Origin of the sequence: Streptomyces sp. ISL-96 (assembly GCF_018614035.1) — a bacterium.
Taxonomy (GTDB): Bacteria; Actinomycetota; Actinomycetes; order Streptomycetales; family Streptomycetaceae; genus Streptomyces.
On record NZ_JAGGPA010000042.1, the window covers coordinates 1 to 19,869 of the forward strand.

General features: G+C 71.3%; 20 protein-coding genes. 13 read left to right on the forward strand and 7 right to left on the reverse strand.

Features of this window, described 5'->3' with window-relative positions; translation table 11 throughout:
• Nucleotides 1-131 precede the first annotated feature (131 nt).
• Entirely contained in the window at nt 132-413 is a 282-nt protein-coding gene (locus J7E96_RS25665) for an HPr family phosphocarrier protein (protein WP_069930388.1), read from the reverse strand.
• Between the two features lie 156 nt (nt 414-569).
• Here J7E96_RS25665 and J7E96_RS25670 point away from each other — a divergent pair, with 156 nt between their 5' ends.
• The 4 genes from J7E96_RS25670 (at nt 570) to J7E96_RS25685 (ending at nt 6,078) form a co-directional block, all read left to right on the forward strand.
• The gene (locus tag J7E96_RS25670; RefSeq protein ID WP_215134288.1) at nt 570-3,494 is read left to right on the forward strand and encodes a bifunctional GNAT family N-acetyltransferase/acetate--CoA ligase family protein; all 2,925 of its coding nucleotides are present in this window, start codon (nt 570-572) and stop codon (nt 3,492-3,494) included.
• A gap of 61 nt (nt 3,495-3,555) precedes the next feature.
• Nucleotides 3,556-4,143, forward strand: coding sequence for a DUF5998 family protein (locus J7E96_RS25675; protein ID WP_214972944.1), 588 nt, complete (start codon nt 3,556-3,558; stop codon nt 4,141-4,143).
• Nucleotides 4,143-5,330 (forward strand): alkaline phosphatase family protein, encoded by a 1,188-nt coding sequence (locus J7E96_RS25680; RefSeq protein WP_215134290.1) that lies wholly within the window; start codon nt 4,143-4,145, stop codon nt 5,328-5,330. Before J7E96_RS25675 ends, J7E96_RS25680 begins: the two co-directional genes overlap by 1 nt.
• Nucleotides 5,331-5,388: 58 nt before the next feature.
• Nucleotides 5,389-6,078, forward strand: a complete 690-nt coding sequence (locus J7E96_RS25685; protein WP_215134292.1) for a thymidine kinase — start codon at nt 5,389-5,391, stop codon at nt 6,076-6,078.
• On the opposite strand, the gene J7E96_RS25690 is transcribed toward J7E96_RS25685, so the two are convergent.
• Nucleotides 6,053-6,874 carry a VOC family protein gene (locus J7E96_RS25690; RefSeq protein WP_215134294.1) on the reverse strand — a complete coding sequence of 274 codons (822 nt, stop codon included), beginning with the start codon at nt 6,872-6,874 and terminating at the stop codon, nt 6,053-6,055. The two genes, J7E96_RS25685 and J7E96_RS25690, sit on opposite strands and share 26 nt — an antisense overlap.
• A 247-nt stretch (nt 6,875-7,121) precedes the next feature.
• On the opposite strand from J7E96_RS25690, the gene J7E96_RS25695 reads away from it, so the two are divergent.
• A complete protein-coding gene (locus J7E96_RS25695) occupies nt 7,122-7,949 on the forward strand; it encodes a sulfurtransferase (protein WP_215134506.1) in 828 nt (275 codons plus the stop codon).
• Between the two features lie 95 nt (nt 7,950-8,044).
• Here the strand turns inward: J7E96_RS25695 and sepH are convergent, their stop codons facing one another.
• The 3 genes from sepH to J7E96_RS25710 form a co-directional block, all read right to left on the reverse strand.
• The gene (gene sepH / locus J7E96_RS25700; protein ID WP_215134296.1) at nt 8,045-9,112 is read right to left on the reverse strand and encodes a septation protein SepH; all 1,068 of its coding nucleotides are present in this window, start codon (nt 9,110-9,112) and stop codon (nt 8,045-8,047) included.
• 442 nt (nt 9,113-9,554) lie between these two features.
• A complete protein-coding gene (locus tag J7E96_RS25705) occupies nt 9,555-10,883 on the reverse strand; it encodes a D-arabinono-1,4-lactone oxidase (protein ID WP_215134298.1) in 1,329 nt (442 codons plus the stop codon).
• Entirely contained in the window at nt 10,834-12,090 is a 1,257-nt protein-coding gene (locus J7E96_RS25710) for an MFS transporter (protein ID WP_215134300.1), read from the reverse strand. Before J7E96_RS25710 ends, J7E96_RS25705 begins: the two co-directional genes overlap by 50 nt.
• 108 nt (nt 12,091-12,198) lie before the next feature.
• Between J7E96_RS25710 and J7E96_RS25715 the strand changes: the two genes are divergently transcribed.
• A complete protein-coding gene (locus J7E96_RS25715; protein ID WP_215134302.1) occupies nt 12,199-13,329 on the forward strand; it encodes a ferrochelatase in 1,131 nt (376 codons plus the stop codon).
• 29 nt (nt 13,330-13,358) lie between these two features.
• Nucleotides 13,359-14,162 (forward strand): inositol monophosphatase family protein, encoded by an 804-nt coding sequence (locus tag J7E96_RS25720; protein WP_215134304.1) that lies wholly within the window; start codon nt 13,359-13,361, stop codon nt 14,160-14,162.
• A 129-nt stretch (nt 14,163-14,291) separates the two neighbouring features.
• Here J7E96_RS25720 and J7E96_RS25725 read toward each other — a convergent pair whose 3' ends face one another.
• Nucleotides 14,292-14,465, reverse strand: coding sequence for a hypothetical protein (locus tag J7E96_RS25725; protein ID WP_215134306.1), 174 nt, complete (start codon nt 14,463-14,465; stop codon nt 14,292-14,294).
• A gap of 301 nt (nt 14,466-14,766) precedes the next feature.
• On the opposite strand from J7E96_RS25725, the gene J7E96_RS25730 reads away from it, so the two are divergent.
• The 4 genes from J7E96_RS25730 to J7E96_RS25745 all read left to right on the forward strand — a co-directional run bounded on the left by J7E96_RS25730 (nt 14,767) and on the right by J7E96_RS25745 (nt 18,234).
• Nucleotides 14,767-15,420, forward strand: coding sequence for a response regulator transcription factor (locus J7E96_RS25730; RefSeq protein ID WP_028814147.1), 654 nt, complete (start codon nt 14,767-14,769; stop codon nt 15,418-15,420).
• Nucleotides 15,421-15,426: 6 nt separating this feature from the next.
• The gene (locus J7E96_RS25735) at nt 15,427-16,659 is read left to right on the forward strand and encodes a HAMP domain-containing sensor histidine kinase (RefSeq protein ID WP_215134308.1); all 1,233 of its coding nucleotides are present in this window, start codon (nt 15,427-15,429) and stop codon (nt 16,657-16,659) included.
• A gap of 393 nt (nt 16,660-17,052) precedes the next feature.
• Nucleotides 17,053-17,349 (forward strand): DUF4193 domain-containing protein, encoded by a 297-nt coding sequence (locus J7E96_RS25740; RefSeq protein WP_028814145.1) that lies wholly within the window; start codon nt 17,053-17,055, stop codon nt 17,347-17,349.
• A 12-nt stretch (nt 17,350-17,361) separates the two neighbouring features.
• The gene (locus tag J7E96_RS25745) at nt 17,362-18,234 is read left to right on the forward strand and encodes a hypothetical protein (protein ID WP_215134310.1); all 873 of its coding nucleotides are present in this window, start codon (nt 17,362-17,364) and stop codon (nt 18,232-18,234) included.
• Here the strand turns inward: J7E96_RS25745 and J7E96_RS25750 are convergent.
• On the reverse strand, nt 18,231-18,689 hold the full coding sequence (locus J7E96_RS25750) for a DUF3093 domain-containing protein (RefSeq protein WP_215134313.1): 459 nt from the start codon (nt 18,687-18,689) through the stop codon (nt 18,231-18,233). The two genes, J7E96_RS25745 and J7E96_RS25750, sit on opposite strands and share 4 nt — an antisense overlap.
• A gap of 124 nt (nt 18,690-18,813) precedes the next feature.
• On the opposite strand from J7E96_RS25750, the gene J7E96_RS25755 reads away from it, so the two are divergent.
• Nucleotides 18,814-19,356, forward strand: a complete 543-nt coding sequence (locus J7E96_RS25755) for a PaaI family thioesterase (protein WP_215134508.1) — start codon at nt 18,814-18,816, stop codon at nt 19,354-19,356.
• The gene (dut, locus tag J7E96_RS25760; RefSeq protein ID WP_215134315.1) at nt 19,353-19,868 is read left to right on the forward strand and encodes a dUTP diphosphatase; all 516 of its coding nucleotides are present in this window, start codon (nt 19,353-19,355) and stop codon (nt 19,866-19,868) included. Before J7E96_RS25755 ends, dut begins: the two co-directional genes overlap by 4 nt.
• Nucleotide 19,869: the final 1 nt, after the last annotated feature.

Consider the following 19,869-nt stretch of genomic DNA (forward strand, 5'->3'; position numbering starts at 1 on the left):
AACCCCTGAACAGTTACTATTTCCGCTGCCCGCATTTCGCGGCGTACAGCCCCGCATAAACAAAAGGAGCCGTGGCGCCCGGAATTCGGGGCGCCACGGCTCCGTCGCGATTTATTCGCCCGGCCGAGTAGTCAGACCGTCTCGGGAAGCTCGTCCAGGCCCTCGGAGACCAGCTTCGCCAGGCGGTCGAGAGCGGCGTCGGAGCCGTCGGCCTCGGAAGCCAGCACGATCTCTTCGCCACCCTGCGCGCCCAGGCCGAGCACCGCGAGCATGGAGGCGGCGTTGACCGGGTTGCCGTCGGCCTTGGCGATCGTCACGGGCACACCCGAGGCGGTCGCGGCGCGAACGAAGATGGAGGCGGGCCGGGCATGGAGGCCTTCGGCCCAGCCGACGGTGACACGGCGCTCAACCATGGTGTTGCCCTTCATGTTCTAACGGTTGTCTAGACCAGTCTCTCACGGTGCGCGGAGCAGCCGTGCCCTCGGCCCTGTGCCGCCTCGCGCCGAGGTCCAGTCTGCCGCCTCAGCCTGCCTCGCCCCGACCGGGGTCGCGACCCGTAGGCTTTCGTCATGCAGCCCCCGCTGGAGCAGGCCCCGCCGGATCGGAACGGGCACCACGCGTACCCGGCTCACTGGGAAGCCGACGTGGTGCTGCGTGACGGGGGTACGGCGCGGATCCGGCCCATCACCCCCGACGACGCCGAGCGCCTGGTCAGCTTCTACGAGCAGGTGTCGGACGAGTCGAAGTACTACCGCTTCTTCGCGCCGTACCCGCGACTCTCCGCCAAGGACGTCCACCGCTTCACCCACCACGACTACGTGGACCGGGTGGGCCTGGCCGCCACGGTGAGCGGTGAGTTCATCGCCACCGTCCGGTTCGACCGCATCAACGCGCAGGGGCGCCCCTCCTCCGGCCCCGACGCCGACCTGGCCGAGGTCGCCTTCCTGGTCCAGGACGCGCACCAGGGGCGCGGTGTCGCCTCCGCCCTCCTCGAACACATCGGCGCGGTCGCGCGGGAGCGCGGCATCCGGCGCTTCGTGGCGGAAGTACTGCCCGCCAACTCCAAAATGATCAAGGTCTTCACGGACGCGGGCTACACGCAGAAGCGCAGCTTCGAGGACGGCGTCGTCCACCTCGAATTCGACCTTGAGCCGACGGACCGTTCCGTCGCGGTGCAGCGCGCCCGCGAGCACCGCGCCGAGTCCCGCTCCGTGCAGCGCCTCCTCGGACCCGGTTCCGTCGCCGTCGTCGGGGCGGGGCGCGCGCCGGGCGGCGTGGGGCGCACGGTCCTGCGCAATCTGCTCGCCGCCGGATTCACCGGTCGCACGTACGCCGTGAACCGGGCCTTCCCCGAGGACCTCACCGAGCTGGACGGCGTGCCCGCCCACCGCTCCGTCGCCGGCATCGGCGAGGCCGTCGACCTCGCGGTCGTGGCCGTACCGGCCGAACGGGTGCCGGAGGTGGTCCGGGACTGCGGCGAGAGCGGTGTCCAGGGGCTGGTCGTCCTGTCCGCCGGATACGCCGAGAGCGGGGCCGAGGGGCGGGCGCGCCAGCGGGAACTGGTGCGGCAGGCGCGTTCGTACGGCATGCGGATCATCGGCCCGAACGCCTTCGGGATCATCAACACGTCGGAGGCGGTACGCCTCAACGCCTCGCTCGCGCCGGAGCCGCCGGCGCGGGGCCGCATCGGGCTGTTCACGCAGTCCGGCGCGATCGGGATCGCTCTGCTGTCGGGGCTCTACCGGCGGGGCGCGGGCCTTTCGTCGTTCATCTCGGCCGGTAACCGGGCGGACGTGTCGGGCAACGACTTCCTCCAGTACTGGTACGACGATCCGGACACCGACGTCGTCCTCCTCTACCTGGAGTCGATCGGCAACCCGCGCAAGTTCACGCGCCTTGCCCGGCGCACGGCGGCGGAGAAGCCGGTCGTCGTGGTGAAGGGCGCGCGCCACAGCGGGAGTACGCCGCCGGGGCACGCGGTGCCCGCCACGCGCATCCCCGACGCGACGGTGTCCGCGCTGCTGCGGCAGGCGGGGGTCATCCGCGTCGACACGGTGACGGAACTCGTCGACGCGGGGCTGCTGCTGGCGGGCCAGCCGCTGCCGGCCGGGCCGCGGGTCGCGATCCTCGGCAACTCGGAGTCCCTGGGCCTCCTGACGTACGACGCCTGCCTGGCGGAAGGCCTTCGCCCGCTCCCGCCGCTCGACCTCACGACGGCCGCGACTCCGGCGGACTTCCGCGCGGCACTGGCCGAGGCGCTGGCGGACGGGGCGTGCGACGCGGTCGTGGTGACGGCGATCCCCTGGGTCGGCGAGGGCGGAGTGACGGAATCCGGCGACGGAGAGGTGCTGGCGGCGGCGCTGCGGGCGGGGGCGGCGACGGGGCCGGCGAAGCCGGTGGCGGTGGTGCACGTGGAGATGGGCGCGCTGGCGGACGCGCTCGCCGCGGCGACGAGCACGGTACGCCAGGCTCCTGCGGCGGGTGCGGGGGCCGCCGCGCGGGGCTCTTCCCCTACCCGCCCCTTCCCGAACCGGGGCGCTGCCCCGGACCCCGGTCCTCAAACGCCGGACGGGCTGGATTCGGCAGCGGGGGAAGATTCGCCCGCCGGGCGGCGCATCCCCGCCTACCCCGCCGCCGAGCGCGCCGTGCGCGCCCTCGCCGAGGCCGTCAAGTACGCGCAATGGCGGCGCCAGGCCGCCGAGCCCGGGCGGGTGCCCGAGTACGACGACATCGACGAGGCCGGGGCGGCGGACCAGATCCACGCACTGCTGGGCGCGGGCGGGCGCGCGGACGGCACCGGCCCCCGCTCCATGCCCCTGACCGGCGACGCCGCCCGCGAGCTCCTCGGGCGGTACGGCATCGACGTACGGCCCACCCTGCCCGCGCCCCGGCCCGACGACGCCGTCGCGGCGGCCGGCCGGATCGGTTACCCCGTCGCTCTCAAGACCACCGCCCCGCACCTGCGCCACCGCCCCGACCTCGGCGCCGTACGCCTCGATCTGGCCGACGAGACGGAACTTCGCAGGGCCTACGACGAGTTGACCGGAGCCCTCGGCAAGCCGGAAGAGCTCCAGCTCGTCGTCCAGGCCATGGCCCCCCGCGGCGTCGACACCGTCGTCAAGGCGTCCATCGACGCGGCGGCCGGCGCCGTCCTGTCCTTCGGGCTCGCCGGAGCCGCCTCCGAGCTGCTGGGAGACATCGCGCACCGGCTGGTTCCGGCCACCGACCGGGACGCCGCCGAGCTCATCAGGTCGATCCGGACCGCTCCCCTCCTCTTCGGCTGGCGCGGCTCCGACCCCGTCGACACCGCCGCACTCGAAGAGCTCCTGCTGCGCGTGTCACGGCTCGTCGACGATCACCCGGAAGTGGTCGGGGTCGCCCTGGAGCCCGTGGTCGTCGCCCCGCACGGCCTGTCCGTCCTCGGCGCGACCGTACGTCTCGCACCCCCGCCCGCCCGCGACGACCTCGGCCCCCGCCGCCTCCCCAGCTACTGACCGGGACCGCTCATCCACAGACCCGGCATCGGGGCCCCCGGAGCCCCGTAGGATGGAGGGCATGGCGAAGACCGGTACGACGACCCAGGGGCTGCGCGCGGCGATCGAGCGCAGCGGCTACTACCCGGCCCTCGTGGCCGAAGCGGTGGAGGCCGCTGTCGGCGGCGAGCCGGTCTCTTCATACCTGGTGCACCAGGAGACGACCTTCGACTCCAACGAGGTCCGCCGGCATGTCACGGTCCTCGTCCTGACCGGCAACCGCTTCATCGTCAGCCACACCGACGAGCAGGCCGCCGACACCACCTCCCCGGCGCCGTACGCCACCACCTCCACCGAGTCGGTCAAGCTCGACCGCATCTCGTCGGTCGTGGTCAGCCGCGTCGTCGCCAACCCGGAGAAGTACGTGCCGGGCACGCTGCCCCGCGAGGTCGTCCTGACCATCGGCTGGGGCGCCGTATCCCGTATCGACCTGGAGCCCGCCGCCTGCGGCGACCCCAACTGCGAGGCGGACCACGGCTACACCGGCAACAGCACCGCCGACGACCTGAGCCTGCGCGTCAGCGAGGCCGGTGACGGGCCGGACACCGTGCGCCAGACGCTCGCGTTCGCCCAGGCGCTCTCCGAAGCGACCGCCGCGGCCGACCGCTGATGGCACTGCCCGCCTGGTCCGACCCGGTTCCGCTCGCCCTGGGCACCGCGCCCGTGCCCGAGTACGGCAGCGGTTCGCTCGCGGACCTGCTGCCGACCCTCGCGGCAGGCATGGACGTACCAGGGATGACGGCGACGATCCCCGAGCTGACGCCCGCCGACCGGAACTGCGTGTTCCTCATCGACGGTCTCGGCTGGGAGCAGATCAAGGAGCACCCGGAAGAGGCCCCGTACCTCCACTCCCTCCTCGGCAGCTCGCGCGGCGGTACCGGCCGCCCGCTCACGGCCGGGTTCCCCGCCACGACCGCGACCTCGCTCGCCTCGGTCGGCACCGGACTGCCGCCCGGCGCGCACGGCCTGCCCGGTTACACCGTCCGGGATCCCGACACCGGCTCGCTGATGAACCAGCTGCGCTGGAAGCCGTGGACCGACCCGCACCTGTGGCAGCCGTACCCCACGGTCTTCCAGCTCGCCGACGCCGCGGGCGTGCACACCGCGCAGGTGTCCTCGCCGGACTTCCAGCACACCCCGCTCACCAAGATCGCGCTCAGCGGCGGCACGTTCCGCGGCAAGCTGACCGGCGAGGAGCGCATGGACCTGGCCGCCGGGCAACTGGCGGCGGGCGACCGGTCGCTGGTCTACACGTACTACAGCGAGGTCGACGGCAAGGGCCACCGCTTCGGCATGGACTCCGACGCCTGGCGCGGCCAGCTGATGTACGTCGACCGGCTCGCCCAGCGCCTGGCCGAGCAGCTGCCGCCCCGCGCCGCGCTGTACATCACCGCCGACCACGGCATGATCGACATCCCCTTCGACGAGGAGTCGCGCATCGACTTCGACGAGGACTGGGAGCTGAGCGCCGGCGTCGCCCTGCTGGGTGGCGAGGGACGGGCCCGTCATGTGTACGCCGTCCCCGGTGCCGAGAACGACGTGCTCACCGTCTGGCGCGAGGTGCTCGGCGAGCAGTTCTGGGTGGCGAGCCGGGACGAGGTGATCGCGGCCGGCTGGTTCGGCCCGGTGGTCGACGAGCGCGTGTACGGACGCATCGGTGACGTCGTCGCCGCGTCCCACGACGACGTCGTGGTCATCGCGTCGCGCCGTGAGCCGCACGAGTCCGCGATGGTGGGCATGCACGGTTCCATGACGGCCGCCGAGCAGCTCGTTCCGCTCATCGAAGTCCGCTCGTAACCTCAGCAGCAGCACGCGCGCCCCGCCCCGCACAGACCCGAAAGGCCCCCAACCCCTCATGCCCGAGCTGGTGTTCTTCTCCGGAACGATGGACTGCGGAAAGAGCACCCTCGCTCTTCAGATCGAGCACAACCGGTCCACGCGCGGCCTCCAGGGCATGATCTTCACGCGCGACGACCGGGCCGGCGAGGGCAAGCTGTCCTCCCGCCTCGGCCTGGTCACCGACGCCGTCGAGGCCGCCGAGGGCTTCGACTTCTACGCGTACCTCGTCGCCCACCTCTCCCAGGGCAACCGCGCCGACTACGTGATCGTGGACGAGGCGCAGTTCCTCGCCGGCGAGCAGATCGACCAGCTCGCCCGCGTCGTCGACGACCTCGACCTCGACGTCTTCGCCTTCGGCATCACCACCGATTTCCGCTCCAAGCTCTTCCCGGGATCGCAGCGCCTGGTCGAACTCGCCGACCGGGTGGAGGTGCTGCAGGTCGAGGCGCTGTGCTGGTGCGGGGCGCGGGCCACGCACAACGCCCGCACGATAGGCGGTGAGATGGTCGTCGAGGGCGCCCAGGTCGTCGTCGGTGACGTCAACCAGTCGCCGGACGAGGTCGGTTACGAGGTGCTGTGCCGCCGCCATCACCGGCGCCGGATGACTGCCGCGGCCGCGCACGCCGGGGCCCTGTCGCCCGACGTGCTGCCCGTCGACCCTTTCTCCCCCGCCGACCCCGTCAGCCGCTCGGCGTCGTCGCAGTAGCCGTAGTGGCCGTAGCGGCCGACCGTACGATCGTGAACACCGCGCCCTCCGGATCCGATACGGTCGCCACCCGGCCGGCGGCCGCGTCGTGGGGCGGCTCCAGCACATGCCCGCCGAGCTCCGTCACCAGCCGGGCCCACTCGTCGGTGTCCTCGACCTCGAAGTACGTCATCCAGTGCGCCCCCCTGTCGCGCGGCAAGGCCTGTCCCACACCGCGCACGGAGGCCACCGGCCGGCCGTCGAGGCGCAGCGTCAGATGGCCGAAATCGGCCGGTGCCCCCGCTGCCCCCGCTTCCACGGCGTAGCCGAACACCGCCTCGTAGAACTTTCCGACCGTCGACGTCTCGCGTGTCAGCAGCTCGTTCCAGACCGGCGTGCCATGGGTGCCGGCCAGCGCGGTACCGAGATGGGACGAGGCCTGCCAGATGCCGAAGACCGCGCCCGCCGGGTCCGAGCCGATCGCCATCCGGCCGGCGTCCGCCGCGTCGAGCGGCCCGACACCGACGGTGCCGCCGTGGCTCCTGATGGACTCGGCCGTGACATCGGCGTCGTCGGTGGCGAGGTACGGCGTCCAGGCGATCGGCAGATGCCGGTCGGGCGGCAGCTGTCCGATGCCCGCGATCTCCTTGCCGTCGAGCATCGCCCGTACGTACGGGCCCAGCTGCTGCGGTCCCGGCCGGAACTCCCAGCCGAACAGCGCTCGGTAGAACTCCTGCGTGGTGGCCAGGCCGTGCACCATCAGGCTCACCCAGCAGGGCGCACCGGGCGTCGGCCGCCGGGTCGCTGCCTCGGTCATCGTCACTCTCTCCTCGGACCATCGTGGTGGTGGCCGTGCGGGAACGGGCGCCCTGTTGTGAAGCCGTGAAGCAGTGGAGGGGCGCGCCCGTGCAGATGCTTGCACCAACCGTCGTGCCGCGCGTCCCGGCCGCGCCGCTTTCTGTGAGTTCCCGTGGGAGAATGCCCGATTTGGCATTTCCCCACTCGTTTCGGCGCCATGGCCGTACGGTGCCGGTCGTACTGGAGGCTGCGCGAGGATGGCACTTATGAATGCCATCATCACCGCAGCCGAACTCGCGGGCGAGCTCATGGGAGACCGGCCGCCGGTCCTCCTGGACGTCCGCTACCAGTTGGGCGGACCGCACGGCCGCGCCGCGTACGAGGCCGGTCACATCCCCGGAGCGGTCTTTGTCGACCTCGAAGCGGAACTCGCCGGTCCGCCCGGCTCCGGCGGCCGCCACCCGCTCCCCGACGTCGAGGCCTTCGGCGCCGTCATGCGCCGCGCGGGCGTCCGTCACGACACCCCTGTCGTCGTGTACGACGGCGGGCAGGGCTGGGCAGCGGCGCGCGCCTGGTGGATGCTGCGCTGGACGGGCCACCCCGGCGTAAGGGTCCTGGACGGCGGTCTCGCGGTGTGGGAGGGCCCGGTCGAGTCCGAGGTCCCGGTCCCGGCCACCGGCGATTTCCAGCCAGTTCCCGGCGCCGTACCGCTTCTTGACGCCGACGGCGCCGCCGAGCTGGCCCGCGCCGGGCTGCTGCTCGACGCGCGGGCGGGGGAGCGGTACCGGGGCGAGGTCGAGCCGATCGACCGGGTCGCCGGCCACATCCCGGGCGCGGTCTCCGCCCCCACCACGGAGAACGTCGGTCCCGACGGCCGCCTGCTCCCCGCGCCGGAGCTGGCCGCCCGCTTCAAGTCGCTGGGCGCCGAAGAAGCCCCGGCGGTCGGCGTCTACTGCGGCTCGGGTGTCTCCGCGGCCCAGCAGGTGCTGGCGCTGGAGGTCGCGGGCATCCCGGCGGCGCTGTACGTGGGGTCGTGGTCCGAATGGTCGGCCGACGAGTCCCGCCCCGTGGCGACCGGAGCCGACCCCCGGTAACCCGGCGGGCCGTAACTCAGGCCGTAACCCGGGATGTAACTCCGCATGCCGAGGGGCCCGTACGCGATCCGTACGGGCCCCTCCGCTCAAAGCCTCTAGTCCTGCTTCTTGCGGCGCGTACCGAAGACGATCTCGTCCCAGCTCGGTACGGCCGCCCGCCGCCCGGGGCGGACCCCGTCGGCCTCGGCCTGGCGGTCCGTCGTGCCGGTGAGCCGTTCGCGGTGGCCGGCGACAGCGCGCGGCATGAGCACGTCGGCGTACGCCGAACCGGCTCCGGAGGCGGCGGACGCCGCGGGCTCCTCGGCCTCCGGTTCCTGCGCGGCGTCGGGTTCGGTCGTCGGCGGCTCCGGCGGCGGCGCGGGACGTTCGGGCACCACCATGTCGCCGCGGAAGCTCGGTACCGCCTCCAGCAGGCTGGTCAGCGAATCCCGCTCCTCCTCAGGATCGGGCACGGGCGCGGTGGGCCGCTCCAGTTGCCGGTCCATCTGCCGGTCGAGCGCACGGTCCAGTGGCCGGTCGCGGGGCAGCCTGGCGATCCGCGGTACGAACGGGAAGCTCGGCTCGGGCGCTGCCGCCATCGCCGTGTCGTCGGTCTCGCCGATCAGCGCGCGCGCCTCGTCGTCCACGGCCTGTACGAGCCGCCGGGGCGGGTCGTACGTCCAGCTCGCGGAGTGGGGCTCGCCCGCGACGCGGTAGACCAGCAGCACTTCCCACGTACCGTCGTCGCGCCGCCAGGAGTCCCACAGGACCGTTTCCTTGTCGGCGCCGCGCAGCAGCAGCCGCTCCTGCACCGCCTCACCGAGCTGGGGTCCGGTCCCGGTGTTCTCACCGGGGCGGCGTACGGGCGTCTTCCTGGCGCGCTCGGCCATGAAGGCGCGCTCGGCGAGTACGGGTCCTTCGAACCGGCGGACCCTGTCCACCGGGATGCCGGCGTGCTGCGCGACCTCTTCAGCAGAGGCACCGGCGCGTATACGCGCCTGGATGTCGCGAGGACGGAGGTGGCTCTCCACCTCGATCTCGATCTGGCCGAGACGTGCGCGGTCGTTGCGCACCGCGGCACGCAGCCGCTCATCGATCGGAAGCGTGTACTCCGTGCTGTCAGCAGCCTTCAGCACCAGTCGTGTGCCGTCATTCGAGACGGCCACGACACGCAGTTCGGGCATGGGAACCTCCCGGGTGGTGCCTGCCGACGTCACGTGCGTCGCTGCTTCCGCTAGTCGAGTGTGGCCTGCCCGGGTGCAGCCTGCCACAACCTTGCCCAGTTGCCCGGCGTGTCGGGCATCAACCCGGGATTGCCGTTATGGCACGGTTACCATTTCGCCACTCATAGTGACCACCTCGTCACTATCAGCGGCGGGCGTCCGCGATGAAGGCCGGACCCAGGGCTCGCCACAGTACTCCATTCGGGCCATGGGGGTGGACCGGCGCGCCACCGAAGTTCTCATGGGGTACGGGAGTTGAGCCCGCCGGTTTGCCGCCGAGTGCCCTCTGTGGTGGCCTGCTTCACAGAATCGCCCGAAACGGAACTGTCTACTTCCCCCAAATGTCCCTTCATGTTGTGAGGTTGAACAAATGGGCCAGATGGGTGAGGCAGGCGAGATGGGCCTAGTCGCCCAGGACTCGGCGCAGGTAGTCGTTGGCGAAGAGCCGCTGCGGGTCCAGCCGGTCGCGCAGCGCCGTGAACTCCGCGAAGCGTGGGTAGGCCCCGGCCAGGTACTCGGAACCCCGCGTGTGCACCTTCCCCCAGTGCGGACGGCCGCCGTGCGCGATCATGATCCGCTCCACCGCGGTGAAGTACGCCTTGTACGGGGTGCCCCGGCTGAGGTGCACCGCGATGTACGCCGTGTCCCTGCCGTATGCCGTGGACAGCGTGATGTCGTCCGCCGGGGCCGTGCGCACCTCGACCGGGAAGCTGACGCGCAGCGGCGAGCGTTCGACCATCGCCTTCACCTCGCGCAGCGCCGTCACCGCCGCCTCGCGCGGAACGGCGTACTCCATCTCCATGAAGCGCACCCGGCGCGGGCTTGTGAAGACCTTGTAGGGAATGTCCGTGTAAGTACGAGCGGACAGCGCGCGGCTGGAGAGCTTGGCGATTGCGGGCACGGCTGCGGGGATGGCCCGGCCGACCGAACAGGCCACCTGGAAGAGCCCGTTGGAGAGGAGTTCGTCCTCGACCCAGCCGCTGATCCGGCCGGGTGGCGCCGCGGGGCCCGCGCTGCGGTTGTTGCGCTTGGTGTTGCAGTTGTCGGTGTGCGGAAACCAGTAGAACTCGAAGTGCTCGTTCTCGGCGTGCAGTGCGTCGAAGTCGGCGGTGACCCGGTCGAAGGTCATCGGCTCTTCGCGGGCCGTCAGCAAGAAGACGGGCTCCACAGCAAGGGTGATCGCGGTGGCGACGCCCAGGGCGCCCAGACCGATCCGGGCGGCCGCGAAGACGCCGGCATTCTCCTCCTCGGAACAGGTCAGCAGCGACCCGTCCGCCAGGACCAGTTCCATGGCACGGATCTGCGCGGCCGTCGAAGCCGAGTCGCGGCCCGTGCCGTGCGTACCGGTGCTCGTCGCACCGGCCACCGTCTGCTCCATGATGTCGCCCATGTTGGTGAGCGACAGGCCCTCCCGAGCCAGGGCCACGTTCAGGCGCTTGAGCGGAGTGCCGGCCTCCACGGTCACCGTCCCGGCCGCGCGGTCGATGTCGCGGATGCCGGTCAGCAGGTCGGGGCGGATCAGCACACCGTCCGTCGCGGCGGCCGCCGTGAACGAGTGGCCCGTACCGACCGGCTTCACCCTCAGGCCGTCCTGCGCGGCCCTGCGTACGGCCTCCGCGAGCTCCTCGGCCGAAGCGGGCGTCACTTCGCGCGCCGGACGGGCGGTGACGTTCCCCGCCCAGTTACGCCACGTGCTCGCCGTCCTGGACGCCGCCCTTGATGTGCTCGCCATCTCTGCCGTGCCCTCCCCGTGTCGGCGCCGGCGTCCGAAGCCGGCGGTACCCCAGGAACGCCACCAGGGCCGCGAGCGCTCCCGCCGCGACGGGCACCGCGTACCCCGCGTCCGCCCCCGCCGCGTCGATCACCCAGCCTGCGGCCGAGGAACCGAGAGCGACTCCGACGGCGAGCCCGGTTCCTGTCCAGGTCATGCCCTCGGTCAGTTTGGTGCGCGGTACGTGCTGCTCGACGAGAGCCATGGTGGTCACCATCGTCGGTGCGATGGAAAGGCCCGCGACAAAGAGCGCCACGGCCAGCAACGGCAGGTTCCCGGCCAGTTGGAGGGGGATCATACTCACGGCCATCGCGCAGACGCCCACCAGCCACCTGGTGGACGCCCGGCCCTTGAGATGCAGCAGCCCGAAGACCGCTCCCGCGAGGCAGGAACCGAGCGCGTACACGGCGAGGACGAGGCTGGCCGCCGCCTTGTGGCCCTGCTCCTCCGCGAACGCCACCGTCACCACGTCGATCGACCCGAAGATCGCGCCGACCGCCACGAAGGTGGCCACCAGCACCTGGAGCCCGGGGGAGCGCAGCGCCGAGCCGCCGGTGTGCTCGTCGCGCGGGTGCGCGACGGGCTCGGTGGCGCGCTGCGCGGTCAGCCAGAAGACGCCGACGGCCAGGAAGACGGCGGCGAGCAGCGGACCGGCCTCGGGGAACCACGCGGTCGACAGCCCGATGGCGATGATCGGTCCGAAGATGAAGCAGACCTCGTCGGCGATCGACTCCCAGGAGTACGCCGTGTGCAGCTCGCGCGGGGAGCCCCGGTAGATCTCCGCCCAGCGGGCCCTGACCATCGAGCCGACGCTCGGTACGCAGCCGGCGCCCGCCGCGAAAACGAACAGCGTCCAGTCGGGCGCGTCCTGCTGGGCGCAGATCAGCAGCCCCGCGACGGCCGCGACCGCGACCAGGGTGGCGGGGCGCAGGACGCGGCGCTGCCCGTACCGGTCGACGTACCGCGATATCTGCGGACCCATCACGGCGGCCGCCATGGCGAGGGTGGCGGAGAGGGCGCCCGCGAGCCCGTACCGGCCGGTGAGCTCGGAAATCATGGTGACGATGCCGATGCCCATCATGGAAATCGGTATCCGGCCGAAGAAGCCGGCGACGGAGAACGCCTTGGTGCCTGGGGCGGCGAAGATCGCGCGGTACGGGCTGGGCAAGCTGGCGCTCCGGTAAGGCGTACAGATGGGACCTGCATCTTACGGCTGCCCTGCGGCGTGCCGCACGGCGTTTTACCGCCGCCGCGCGCGAGTGGCAGGATCGTTCCCATGCCCGATCAGCGCGATCCCGCCCCTTATGACGCCCTGCTGCTTCTCTCCTTCGGCGGTCCCGAAGGCCCGGACGACGTGGTCCCGTTCCTGGAGAACGTCACCCGTGGCCGCGGCATCCCCAAGGAGCGGCTCAAGGAGGTGGGGCAGCACTACTTCCTGTTCGGCGGAGTCAGCCCGATCAACGAGCAGAACCGCGCGCTCATCGACGCCCTGCGCAAGGACTTCGCCGAGCACGGTCTGGACGGCCTGCCGGTCTACTGGGGCAACCGCAACTGGGCGCCGTACCTCGTGGACACCCTGCGCGAGATGGCCGCGGACGGCCGCCGCCGGATCGCCGTGCTCACCACGAGCGCGTACGCCTCCTACTCCGGCTGCCGCCAGTACCGGGAGAACCTCGCCGAGGCGCTCGCGACACTGGAGGCGGAGGGGATCGAACCGCCGCGCGTCGACAAGCTGCGGCACTACTTCAACCACCCGGGTTTCCTGCGTCCGATGGTCGACGGGGTCGTCAGGTCCCTGGCGGAGCTGGACGAGGGCGTCCGGGCGGGGGCGCACCTCGCCTTCACGACGCATTCCATCCCCACGGCGGCGGCGGACACGTCCGGGCCCGTGGAGGCGCACGGTGACGGCGGCGCGTACGTCGCCGAGCATCTGGACGTCGCACGGGTGATCGCCGAGGCCGTGCGCGAGGAGACCGGGGTGGCGCACCCCTGGCGGCTCGTCTACCAGTCGCGCAGCGGGGCGCCGCACATTCCGTGGCTGGAGCCGGACATCTGCGACCACCTGGAGGAGCGGCACGGCGCGGGTGTGCCCGCGGTGGTGATGGTTCCGATCGGGTTCGTCTCGGACCACATGGAGGTGCTGTACGACCTCGACACCGAGGCCACCGCCAAGGCCGCCGAACTCGGCCTGCCGGTGCGCCGGTCCGCGACCGTCGGCGCCGATCCGCGCTTCGCCGCCGCCGTGCGGGAGCTGCTGCTGGAGCGGGCGGCCGCCGAGCGGGGGCTGCCGGTGGAGCGGTGCGCTCTGGGGGCGCTGGGCCCCAGCCACGACCTCTGCCCGGTCGGGTGCTGCCCGGCCCGGGCCCCCAGGCCCGCGGCGGCGGGTGCCGACAGTCCGTACGCCTGACCTTCGCCCTTTCGCCAGCTAGGAGAGCCGTGACTGATCCCCTCTTGTCCGAGCTGCTCGAACTCGCCCTGGAGGCCGCACGGCGGGCCGGTGCGCTGCTGCGGGACGGGCGGCCGGCCGATCTCGGGGTGGCCGCGACCAAGTCGAGCCCCATCGATGTCGTGACCGAGATGGACATCGCCGCCGAGAAGCTGATCACCGGCTTCCTCGCCGAACACCGGCCCGATGACGGCGTCCTGGGCGAGGAGGGTGCGAGCAGCGAGGGCACGAGTGGGGTGCGGTGGGTGATCGACCCGCTCGACGGCACGGTCAACTATCTGTACGGGCTGCCGACTTGGGCGGTGTCCATCGCGGCCGAGCGTCGTGACGGCGAGACGTTGGCGGGGGTGGTGGAGGCGCCCATGCGGAGTGAGACGTTCCGTGCCGTGCGGGGTGGTGGGGCGTACTGCAATGGCGCCGCGCTGCGGGTGCGGCCTTCGCCGCCGCTCGACCAGGCACTGGTCTCCACCGGCTTCAACTACGTCGCGACGGTGCGCAGCCATCAGGCGGATGTCGTGCAGCGGCTGATTCCGAGGCTGCGGGACATCCGGCGGGGCGGGTCGGCGGCGATCGACCTGTGCGATGTGGCTGCGGGGCGGCTGGACGGGTATTACGAGCGGGGGCTCAGGCCCTGGGATCTGGCCGCGGGGGACCTGATCGCGCGGGAAGCGGGGGCGTTGACGGGTGGGCGGCCCGGTGAGCGTCCGTCCGGTGAGCTGGCCATTGCGGCGTCGCCGGCCGTGTTCGAGCCGTTGCAGGCACTGCTGGAGGACTTCGGGGCTTGGCACGACTAGCAAAATCAAGCCCGTCCGGCGATTGAGGACCGGGGTCCGGGGCGGAGCCCCGGGGGACGCGCAGAGGCCCCGGCGCCTTCCCCGGCGCCGGGGCCCTGCTCGCACTCCGTACGGTCGACCGGCAGGGGGTCACGCGCTCGGGGCGGTTACCTTTACGCCGTGTTCCGCGGCGAGGCGGTGCAGGTCGTCCAGCTCCGCCTGCTCCACCTCCGCCAGGAAGTCGTCGCCCGTTTCTCGAGCCATCGTGAGGTCGGATTCCGTGGCCTTTATGCGCTGCAGCAGGCCTGCGGTGAAAGCGTCCATGGGTTGCGCCCCCTCGTCATGGGTCGGTGGCACGGGGGTGTGCCGGGGGTGGGTGGTTCGATCACGTGGCGTGCCGAATACAGGGCGTGATCGCGGGGTGTGAAGTCGTCCTCCCCACCCCCCGCCTCAGGAAAACCTCAACTCGCCCAGGAATCATAGAAATCCCCACCCATGTCAGCCCTCCGGCCCCTTCGCGGTGTATCGCCTTACCGCCGGTTTATGGCCGAAAGGGGCAGGATGGCTGCACACAGCCAACGGGAGACACCTGCCCGCCTGGGCAAATCAACGGAAGGACTGCGACGTGCGCGTACTCGTCGTCGAGGACGAGCAGCTGCTCGCCGATGCGGTGGCCACCGGACTGCGCCGGGAGGCCATGGCCGTCGACGTCGTGTATGACGGCGCGGCAGCCCTGGAACGTATCGGGGTCAACGACTACGACGTCGTCGTGCTCGACCGTGACCTCCCCCTCGTCCACGGTGACGACGTCTGCCGGAAGATCGTCGAGCTCGGCATGCCCACCCGTGTCCTGATGCTCACCGCTTCCGGTGACGTCAGCGACCGCGTGGAGGGGCTGGAGATCGGCGCCGACGACTATCTGCCCAAGCCGTTCGCCTTCAGCGAGCTGACCGCACGCGTACGCGCCCTCGGACGGCGTACGACCGTTGCTCTGCCGCCCGTGCTGGAGCGCTCCGGCATCAAGCTCGACCCGAACCGTCGCGAGGTCTTCCGCGACGGCCAGGAGATCCAGCTGGCGCCGAAGGAGTTCGCGGTGCTTGAGGTGCTGATGCGCAGCGAGGGTGCCGTCGTGTCCGCCGAGCAGCTGCTCGAAAAGGCCTGGGACGAGAACACCGACCCGTTCACGAATGTGGTGCGCGTCACGGTCATGACGCTGCGCCGCAAGCTCGGTGAGCCGCCGGTCATCGTCACGGTGCCCGGCTCCGGCTACCGGATCTGACGCGCGATGGCATCCACCCCGGCACCGCCCCTGGCGCCACCGAAACCGACCTGGGACCCGAGGGAGCAGGAACCGTCGTTCCCCTGGTTGCGCCCGACCATCCGGATACGGCTCACGCTGCTGTACGGCGGCATGTTCCTGATCGCGGGCATTCTGCTGCTCTCGATCATCTACCTGCTCGCCGCCCAGGCTCTGGCGGTGGGCAGTGAACTGCCGTTCAAGATCGTGAGCGGTCAGGTCAAGAGCACGGTCTGCGACCTGCCCGACGAGGCCACGCCGGACCAGTTCAACGCGGCCATGAACGACTGCGTCAACCACCAGCGCCAGCAGGCGCTCGACGAGCTGCTCAGCCGTTCGCTGCTCGCCCTGCTCGGGCTCAGCGTCATCGCCTTCGCCTTCGGATACGCGATGGCGGGACGCGTCCTTTCGCCGCTCGGCAGGATCACGCGTACGGCCCGCAGGGTGGCCGGCACGGACCTGACCCGGCGGATCGAGCTGGACGGCCCTGACGACGAGCTCAAGGAGCTTGCCGACACCTTCGACGAGATGCTCGACCGCCTGGAGCGGGCGTTCACCGCCCAGCAGCGGTTCGTGGGCAACGCGTCGCACGAGCTGCGCACACCGCTGGCGATCAACAGGACGCTGCTGGAGGTGCATCTTTCGGACCCCGAGGCGCCCCCGGAGCTTCAGCAGCTCGGCAAGACGCTGCTGGCCACCAACGAGCGCAGCGAACAGCTGGTGGAGGGCCTGCTGCTGCTCGCCCGCAGCGAGAACCAGATCGTCGAGCGCAAGCCGGTGGACCTGGCCGAGGTCGCCTCCCGCGCCATCGACCAGGCGCACGGCGAGGCGGCGGCGAAGGGCGTGGAGATCCGTGGCGAGCGCGCTCCCGCCGTCGTGCAGGGCAGTGGCGTACTGCTGGAGCGGATCGCCCTTAACCTGGTGCAGAACGCCGTGCGCTACAACATCCCCGAAGACGGCTGGGTCGAGGTCACCACCGAGATTCAGCACGGCCAGGCCCTCCTGGTGGTTTCGAACACGGGTCCAGTGGTTCCCGCGTACGAGATCGACAACCTCTTCGAGCCGTTCAGGCGCCTGCGTACGGAGCGAACCGGCAGCGACAAGGGCGTCGGTCTCGGCCTCTCCATCGCGCGCAGCGTCGCGCGGGCCCACGGAGGCCGTATCATCGCGGAGCCCCGCGAGGGCGGTGGCCTCGTGATGCGTGTGACGCTCCCGATCTGAGACGTTTCGCGCAGCCACGCGGCTGTTCGCTTTAAGCGGAATTTTCGGGACCCGGCGCTGACCGGTCTGTGTGTGATCGATCACAGGCTCGAATTTTCCTCCATCCACTCTCCGTGATCGCGAACTTCCCCGGAAAACCGGGAAAAGTCCGGGTTTCCTGGGGGTGAGATGACGGGAAGTACACGAGGTGGCGCTCGTGAAGTGCGACATTCGGACCGTGTACGGTCCCGATCGCCATCCAAACCGATCACCCCAGAGGGGATCGGTTGGGTGTCGATTGAGTAACAGACCTTGATGTGAGGCAAAATCTCCGCCTCAGGTCGGGCACAAGTCCGGCCTCTCACGCGTTACGTGCGCTGAGACACCGCAACTACCCAGAGGGGGAGAGCGACAGTGGCAACGGATTACGACACCCCACGCAAGACCGATGACGACGTCGATTCGGACAGCCTTGAAGAGCTCAAGGCGCGTCGGAGCGACAAGACCGCATCGGCCGTTGACGTGGATGAATTCGAGGCGGCGGAAGGGCTTGAACTGCCCGGCGCCGACCTCTCCAACGAAGAGCTCGCCGTACGTGTCCTGCCCAAGCAGGCCGACGAGTTCACCTGCATGAGCTGCTTCCTCGTGCACCACCGCAGCCAGCTGGCCAGGGAGAAGAACGGTCAGCCGATCTGCCGCGACTGCGACTAGGTCGGGCCGGCCGTGGCAGGCGCGACACCGTCCAGGAGGAAGCGCTTCCGGCGGAAGGACTCCCCGGAGGCGCCGCACGGCGTGAGCGCGGCCGTCGGCGCACGTGACGACGAGCGGGGCCTGCCGGCCTCGCTCGAAACGGCGGAAGGGCCCCCGGCACGGGCCCGGCGTCTGGCGGCTGTCAGGCAGGGCGTACGGAAGGGCGGCGAGAGCGCGAAGGCCGGCATCGGCTATCTCGCCGACCGGGTCATCGAGACCGCGCCGCGCGTTCCCGTACGTGACCTGCCGACCCTGCGCAAGCAGTTCCCGGGCCTCGGCCCGGAGCAGATCGCCGACAAACTGGTGGCGGGTGCGGCCAACGGCACCTCCACCGTGGGGGCGGGCATCGGCGCGGCGGCCATGCTGCCCGTACCCCCCGCCATGCCGGCCGAGCTGGCTGCCGAGATCATCGGCGTCGCCGCGATCGAGCTGAAGCTCATCGCGGAGCTGCACGAGGTCTACGGACTGCGGCCGCCCGGCGGGTCGGCCCAGCGCAGCACGGCCTACCTCACGTCCTGGACCCAGGAGCGGGGCATCGACGTGACGAAACCGGGCACGTACAACACGGCGCTCGGCACTCAGATGAAGCGCCAGCTGCGGCAGCAGATCATGAAACGCATGGTCCGCAATCTGCCGAACCTCATGCCGTTCATGGTCGGCGCCGTCGTCGGCGCCGCGATGAACCGGCGCGACACCAGAGCGCTCGCCGAGCGGGTCCGCAAGGACCTGCGCAGCCACCAGATCCCCTGGGACGCGCTGTCCGAGCTGCCTCCCCTTGAGAAACCGGAAAGACCCGAGGAGCCGCAGGCCGAGCCGAAGCCCGGCCGCAAGGAGCTGGGGAGCTAGCGCGCCCGTACGGCCGCGAGAGCCGCGGCCAGCCCCTCGGGATCGCGCGTCGAGAGGTAGAGGTACGGCGTCGGGTCGTCCGGGTCGGTGACCTCCACGCGCAGCGCCCCCGGAATGTAGCTGCGCAGCAGCATGTGGGCGCGCGTATCGGCCTTGTACGACCGCCAGGCGCGGGCCTCTTCGGCGTCCAGCACCTCGGCCTCGCCGAGCGCGGAGACCGGGATACGGGCGTCGCCGGCGATCAGCGCGTCCCCGACCACCCGGATCCGCTGGGAGCCGTACGAACTCACCGCGGCCGCGGCGAGCGCGCCGGCGCAGATCAGTCCGCCCAGCATCGGCAGGACGCCCAGGGGCAGCAGCATCAGCCCGCCCGCGACACCGAGAAGCCCGGCGATGATCCACCAGGAGCGGGGGACGGTCAGACGTTCTGCGTACTGCGGGGCGGAAGGCTGCATGAAACCAAGCTTGGCACGGCGCGACCTGCGCGTACCCGCGCGGGTAAGGTCTGCGCCTGTGAGTACTGAGAACTCCCGGGAGACGGCCCCCGGGTCCGCGGCCCTCAAGCCCCCGGCCGACGCCATAGCCCCGGTCAGGCACCCCGGCGCACCCCCGCCCGGAGAGCTGCTCGGCGCGCACTACGAGCACTGCTTCGGCTGCGGCGGCGGCCAGCCCCACGGGCTGCACCTCCAGGCACGCGCCGGTGAAGGCGTCCGCGTCTCGGCCGAGTTCACGGTCAAGCCCGCCCACCAGGGCGCCCCCGGCCTCGCGCACGGCGGCGTACTGGCCACGGCACTCGACGAGACGCTCGGCTCGCTGAACTGGCTGCTGCGGGTCATCGCGGTGACCGGCCGGCTGGAGACCGATTTCGTACGTCCCGTGCCGGTGGACACCGTGCTGCACCTCGACGCCGAGGTGACCGCGGTGCACGGCCGCAAGATCTACTCCACGGCGACCGGCCGGATCGGCGGGCCCGACGGGCCCGTGGCCGTCCGCGCCGACGCCCTCTTCATCGAAGTCAAGGTCGACCATTTCATCGAGAACGGACGCCCGGAGGAGATCCGGGCGGCGATGGCCGACCCCGACCAGGTCAGGCGTACTCGCGCCTTCGAGGTGAACCCGTGACCCGTAACCCTGTCGACGTGCTGATCCGCCGGACCGACCCCGGCGTCCCCATCCCCTCGTACGGACATCCGGGCGACGCGGGAGTCGACCTGGTGACCACGGAGGCCGCCGAACTCGCTCCGGGTGAGCGCGCGGTCCTCCCGACCGGGGTGTCTGTCGCACTGCCGGACGGGTACGCGGCCTTCGTGCACCCGCGATCCGGTCTCGCCGCCCGCTGCGGAGTCGCCCTCGTGAATGCCCCCGGGACGGTGGATGCCGGGTACCGTGGGGAAATCAAGGTGATCGTGGTCAATCTCGACCCGCGCGAAAGCGTGCGGTTCGAGCGCTTCGACCGGATTGCCCAACTGGTCGTCCAACAGGTCGAGAAGGTGCGCTTCCACGAGGTCGCGGAGCTTCCCGGCTCGGCGCGGGCCGAGGGGGGCTTCGGTTCCACCGGCGGTCATGCCGCCGTGGACGGCCGGGCGGGTGGGAATCGATACGCATCGGTCGTATCCGACCGGGAAGGACAGTGAC

Bases quoted from the DNA above. Each gene is read 5' to 3' on its own strand.
- J7E96_RS25735 (WP_215134308.1), top strand. From the start codon at position 15,427: ATGGCATCCACCCCGGCACCGCCCCTGGCGCCACCGAAACCGACCTGG.
- J7E96_RS25685 (WP_215134292.1), top strand. From the start codon at position 5,389: ATGCCCGAGCTGGTGTTCTTCTCCGGAACGATGGACTGCGGAAAGAGC.
- J7E96_RS25695 (WP_215134506.1), top strand. From the start codon at position 7,122: ATGAATGCCATCATCACCGCAGCCGAACTCGCGGGCGAGCTCATGGGA.
- J7E96_RS25680 (WP_215134290.1), top strand. From the start codon at position 4,143: ATGGCACTGCCCGCCTGGTCCGACCCGGTTCCGCTCGCCCTGGGCACC.
- J7E96_RS25670 (WP_215134288.1), top strand. From the start codon at position 570: ATGCAGCCCCCGCTGGAGCAGGCCCCGCCGGATCGGAACGGGCACCAC.
- J7E96_RS25675 (WP_214972944.1), top strand. From the start codon at position 3,556: ATGGCGAAGACCGGTACGACGACCCAGGGGCTGCGCGCGGCGATCGAG.
- J7E96_RS25690 (WP_215134294.1), bottom strand. From the start codon at position 6,874: ATGACCGAGGCAGCGACCCGGCGGCCGACGCCCGGTGCGCCCTGCTGG.
- J7E96_RS25715 (WP_215134302.1), top strand. From the start codon at position 12,199: ATGCCCGATCAGCGCGATCCCGCCCCTTATGACGCCCTGCTGCTTCTC.
- J7E96_RS25750 (WP_215134313.1), bottom strand. From the start codon at position 18,689: ATGCAGCCTTCCGCCCCGCAGTACGCAGAACGTCTGACCGTCCCCCGC.
- sepH (WP_215134296.1), bottom strand. From the start codon at position 9,112: ATGCCCGAACTGCGTGTCGTGGCCGTCTCGAATGACGGCACACGACTG.
- J7E96_RS25705 (WP_215134298.1), bottom strand. From the start codon at position 10,883: ATGGCGAGCACATCAAGGGCGGCGTCCAGGACGGCGAGCACGTGGCGT.
- J7E96_RS25665 (WP_069930388.1), bottom strand. From the start codon at position 413: ATGGTTGAGCGCCGTGTCACCGTCGGCTGGGCCGAAGGCCTCCATGCC.
- J7E96_RS25725 (WP_215134306.1), bottom strand. From the start codon at position 14,465: ATGGACGCTTTCACCGCAGGCCTGCTGCAGCGCATAAAGGCCACGGAA.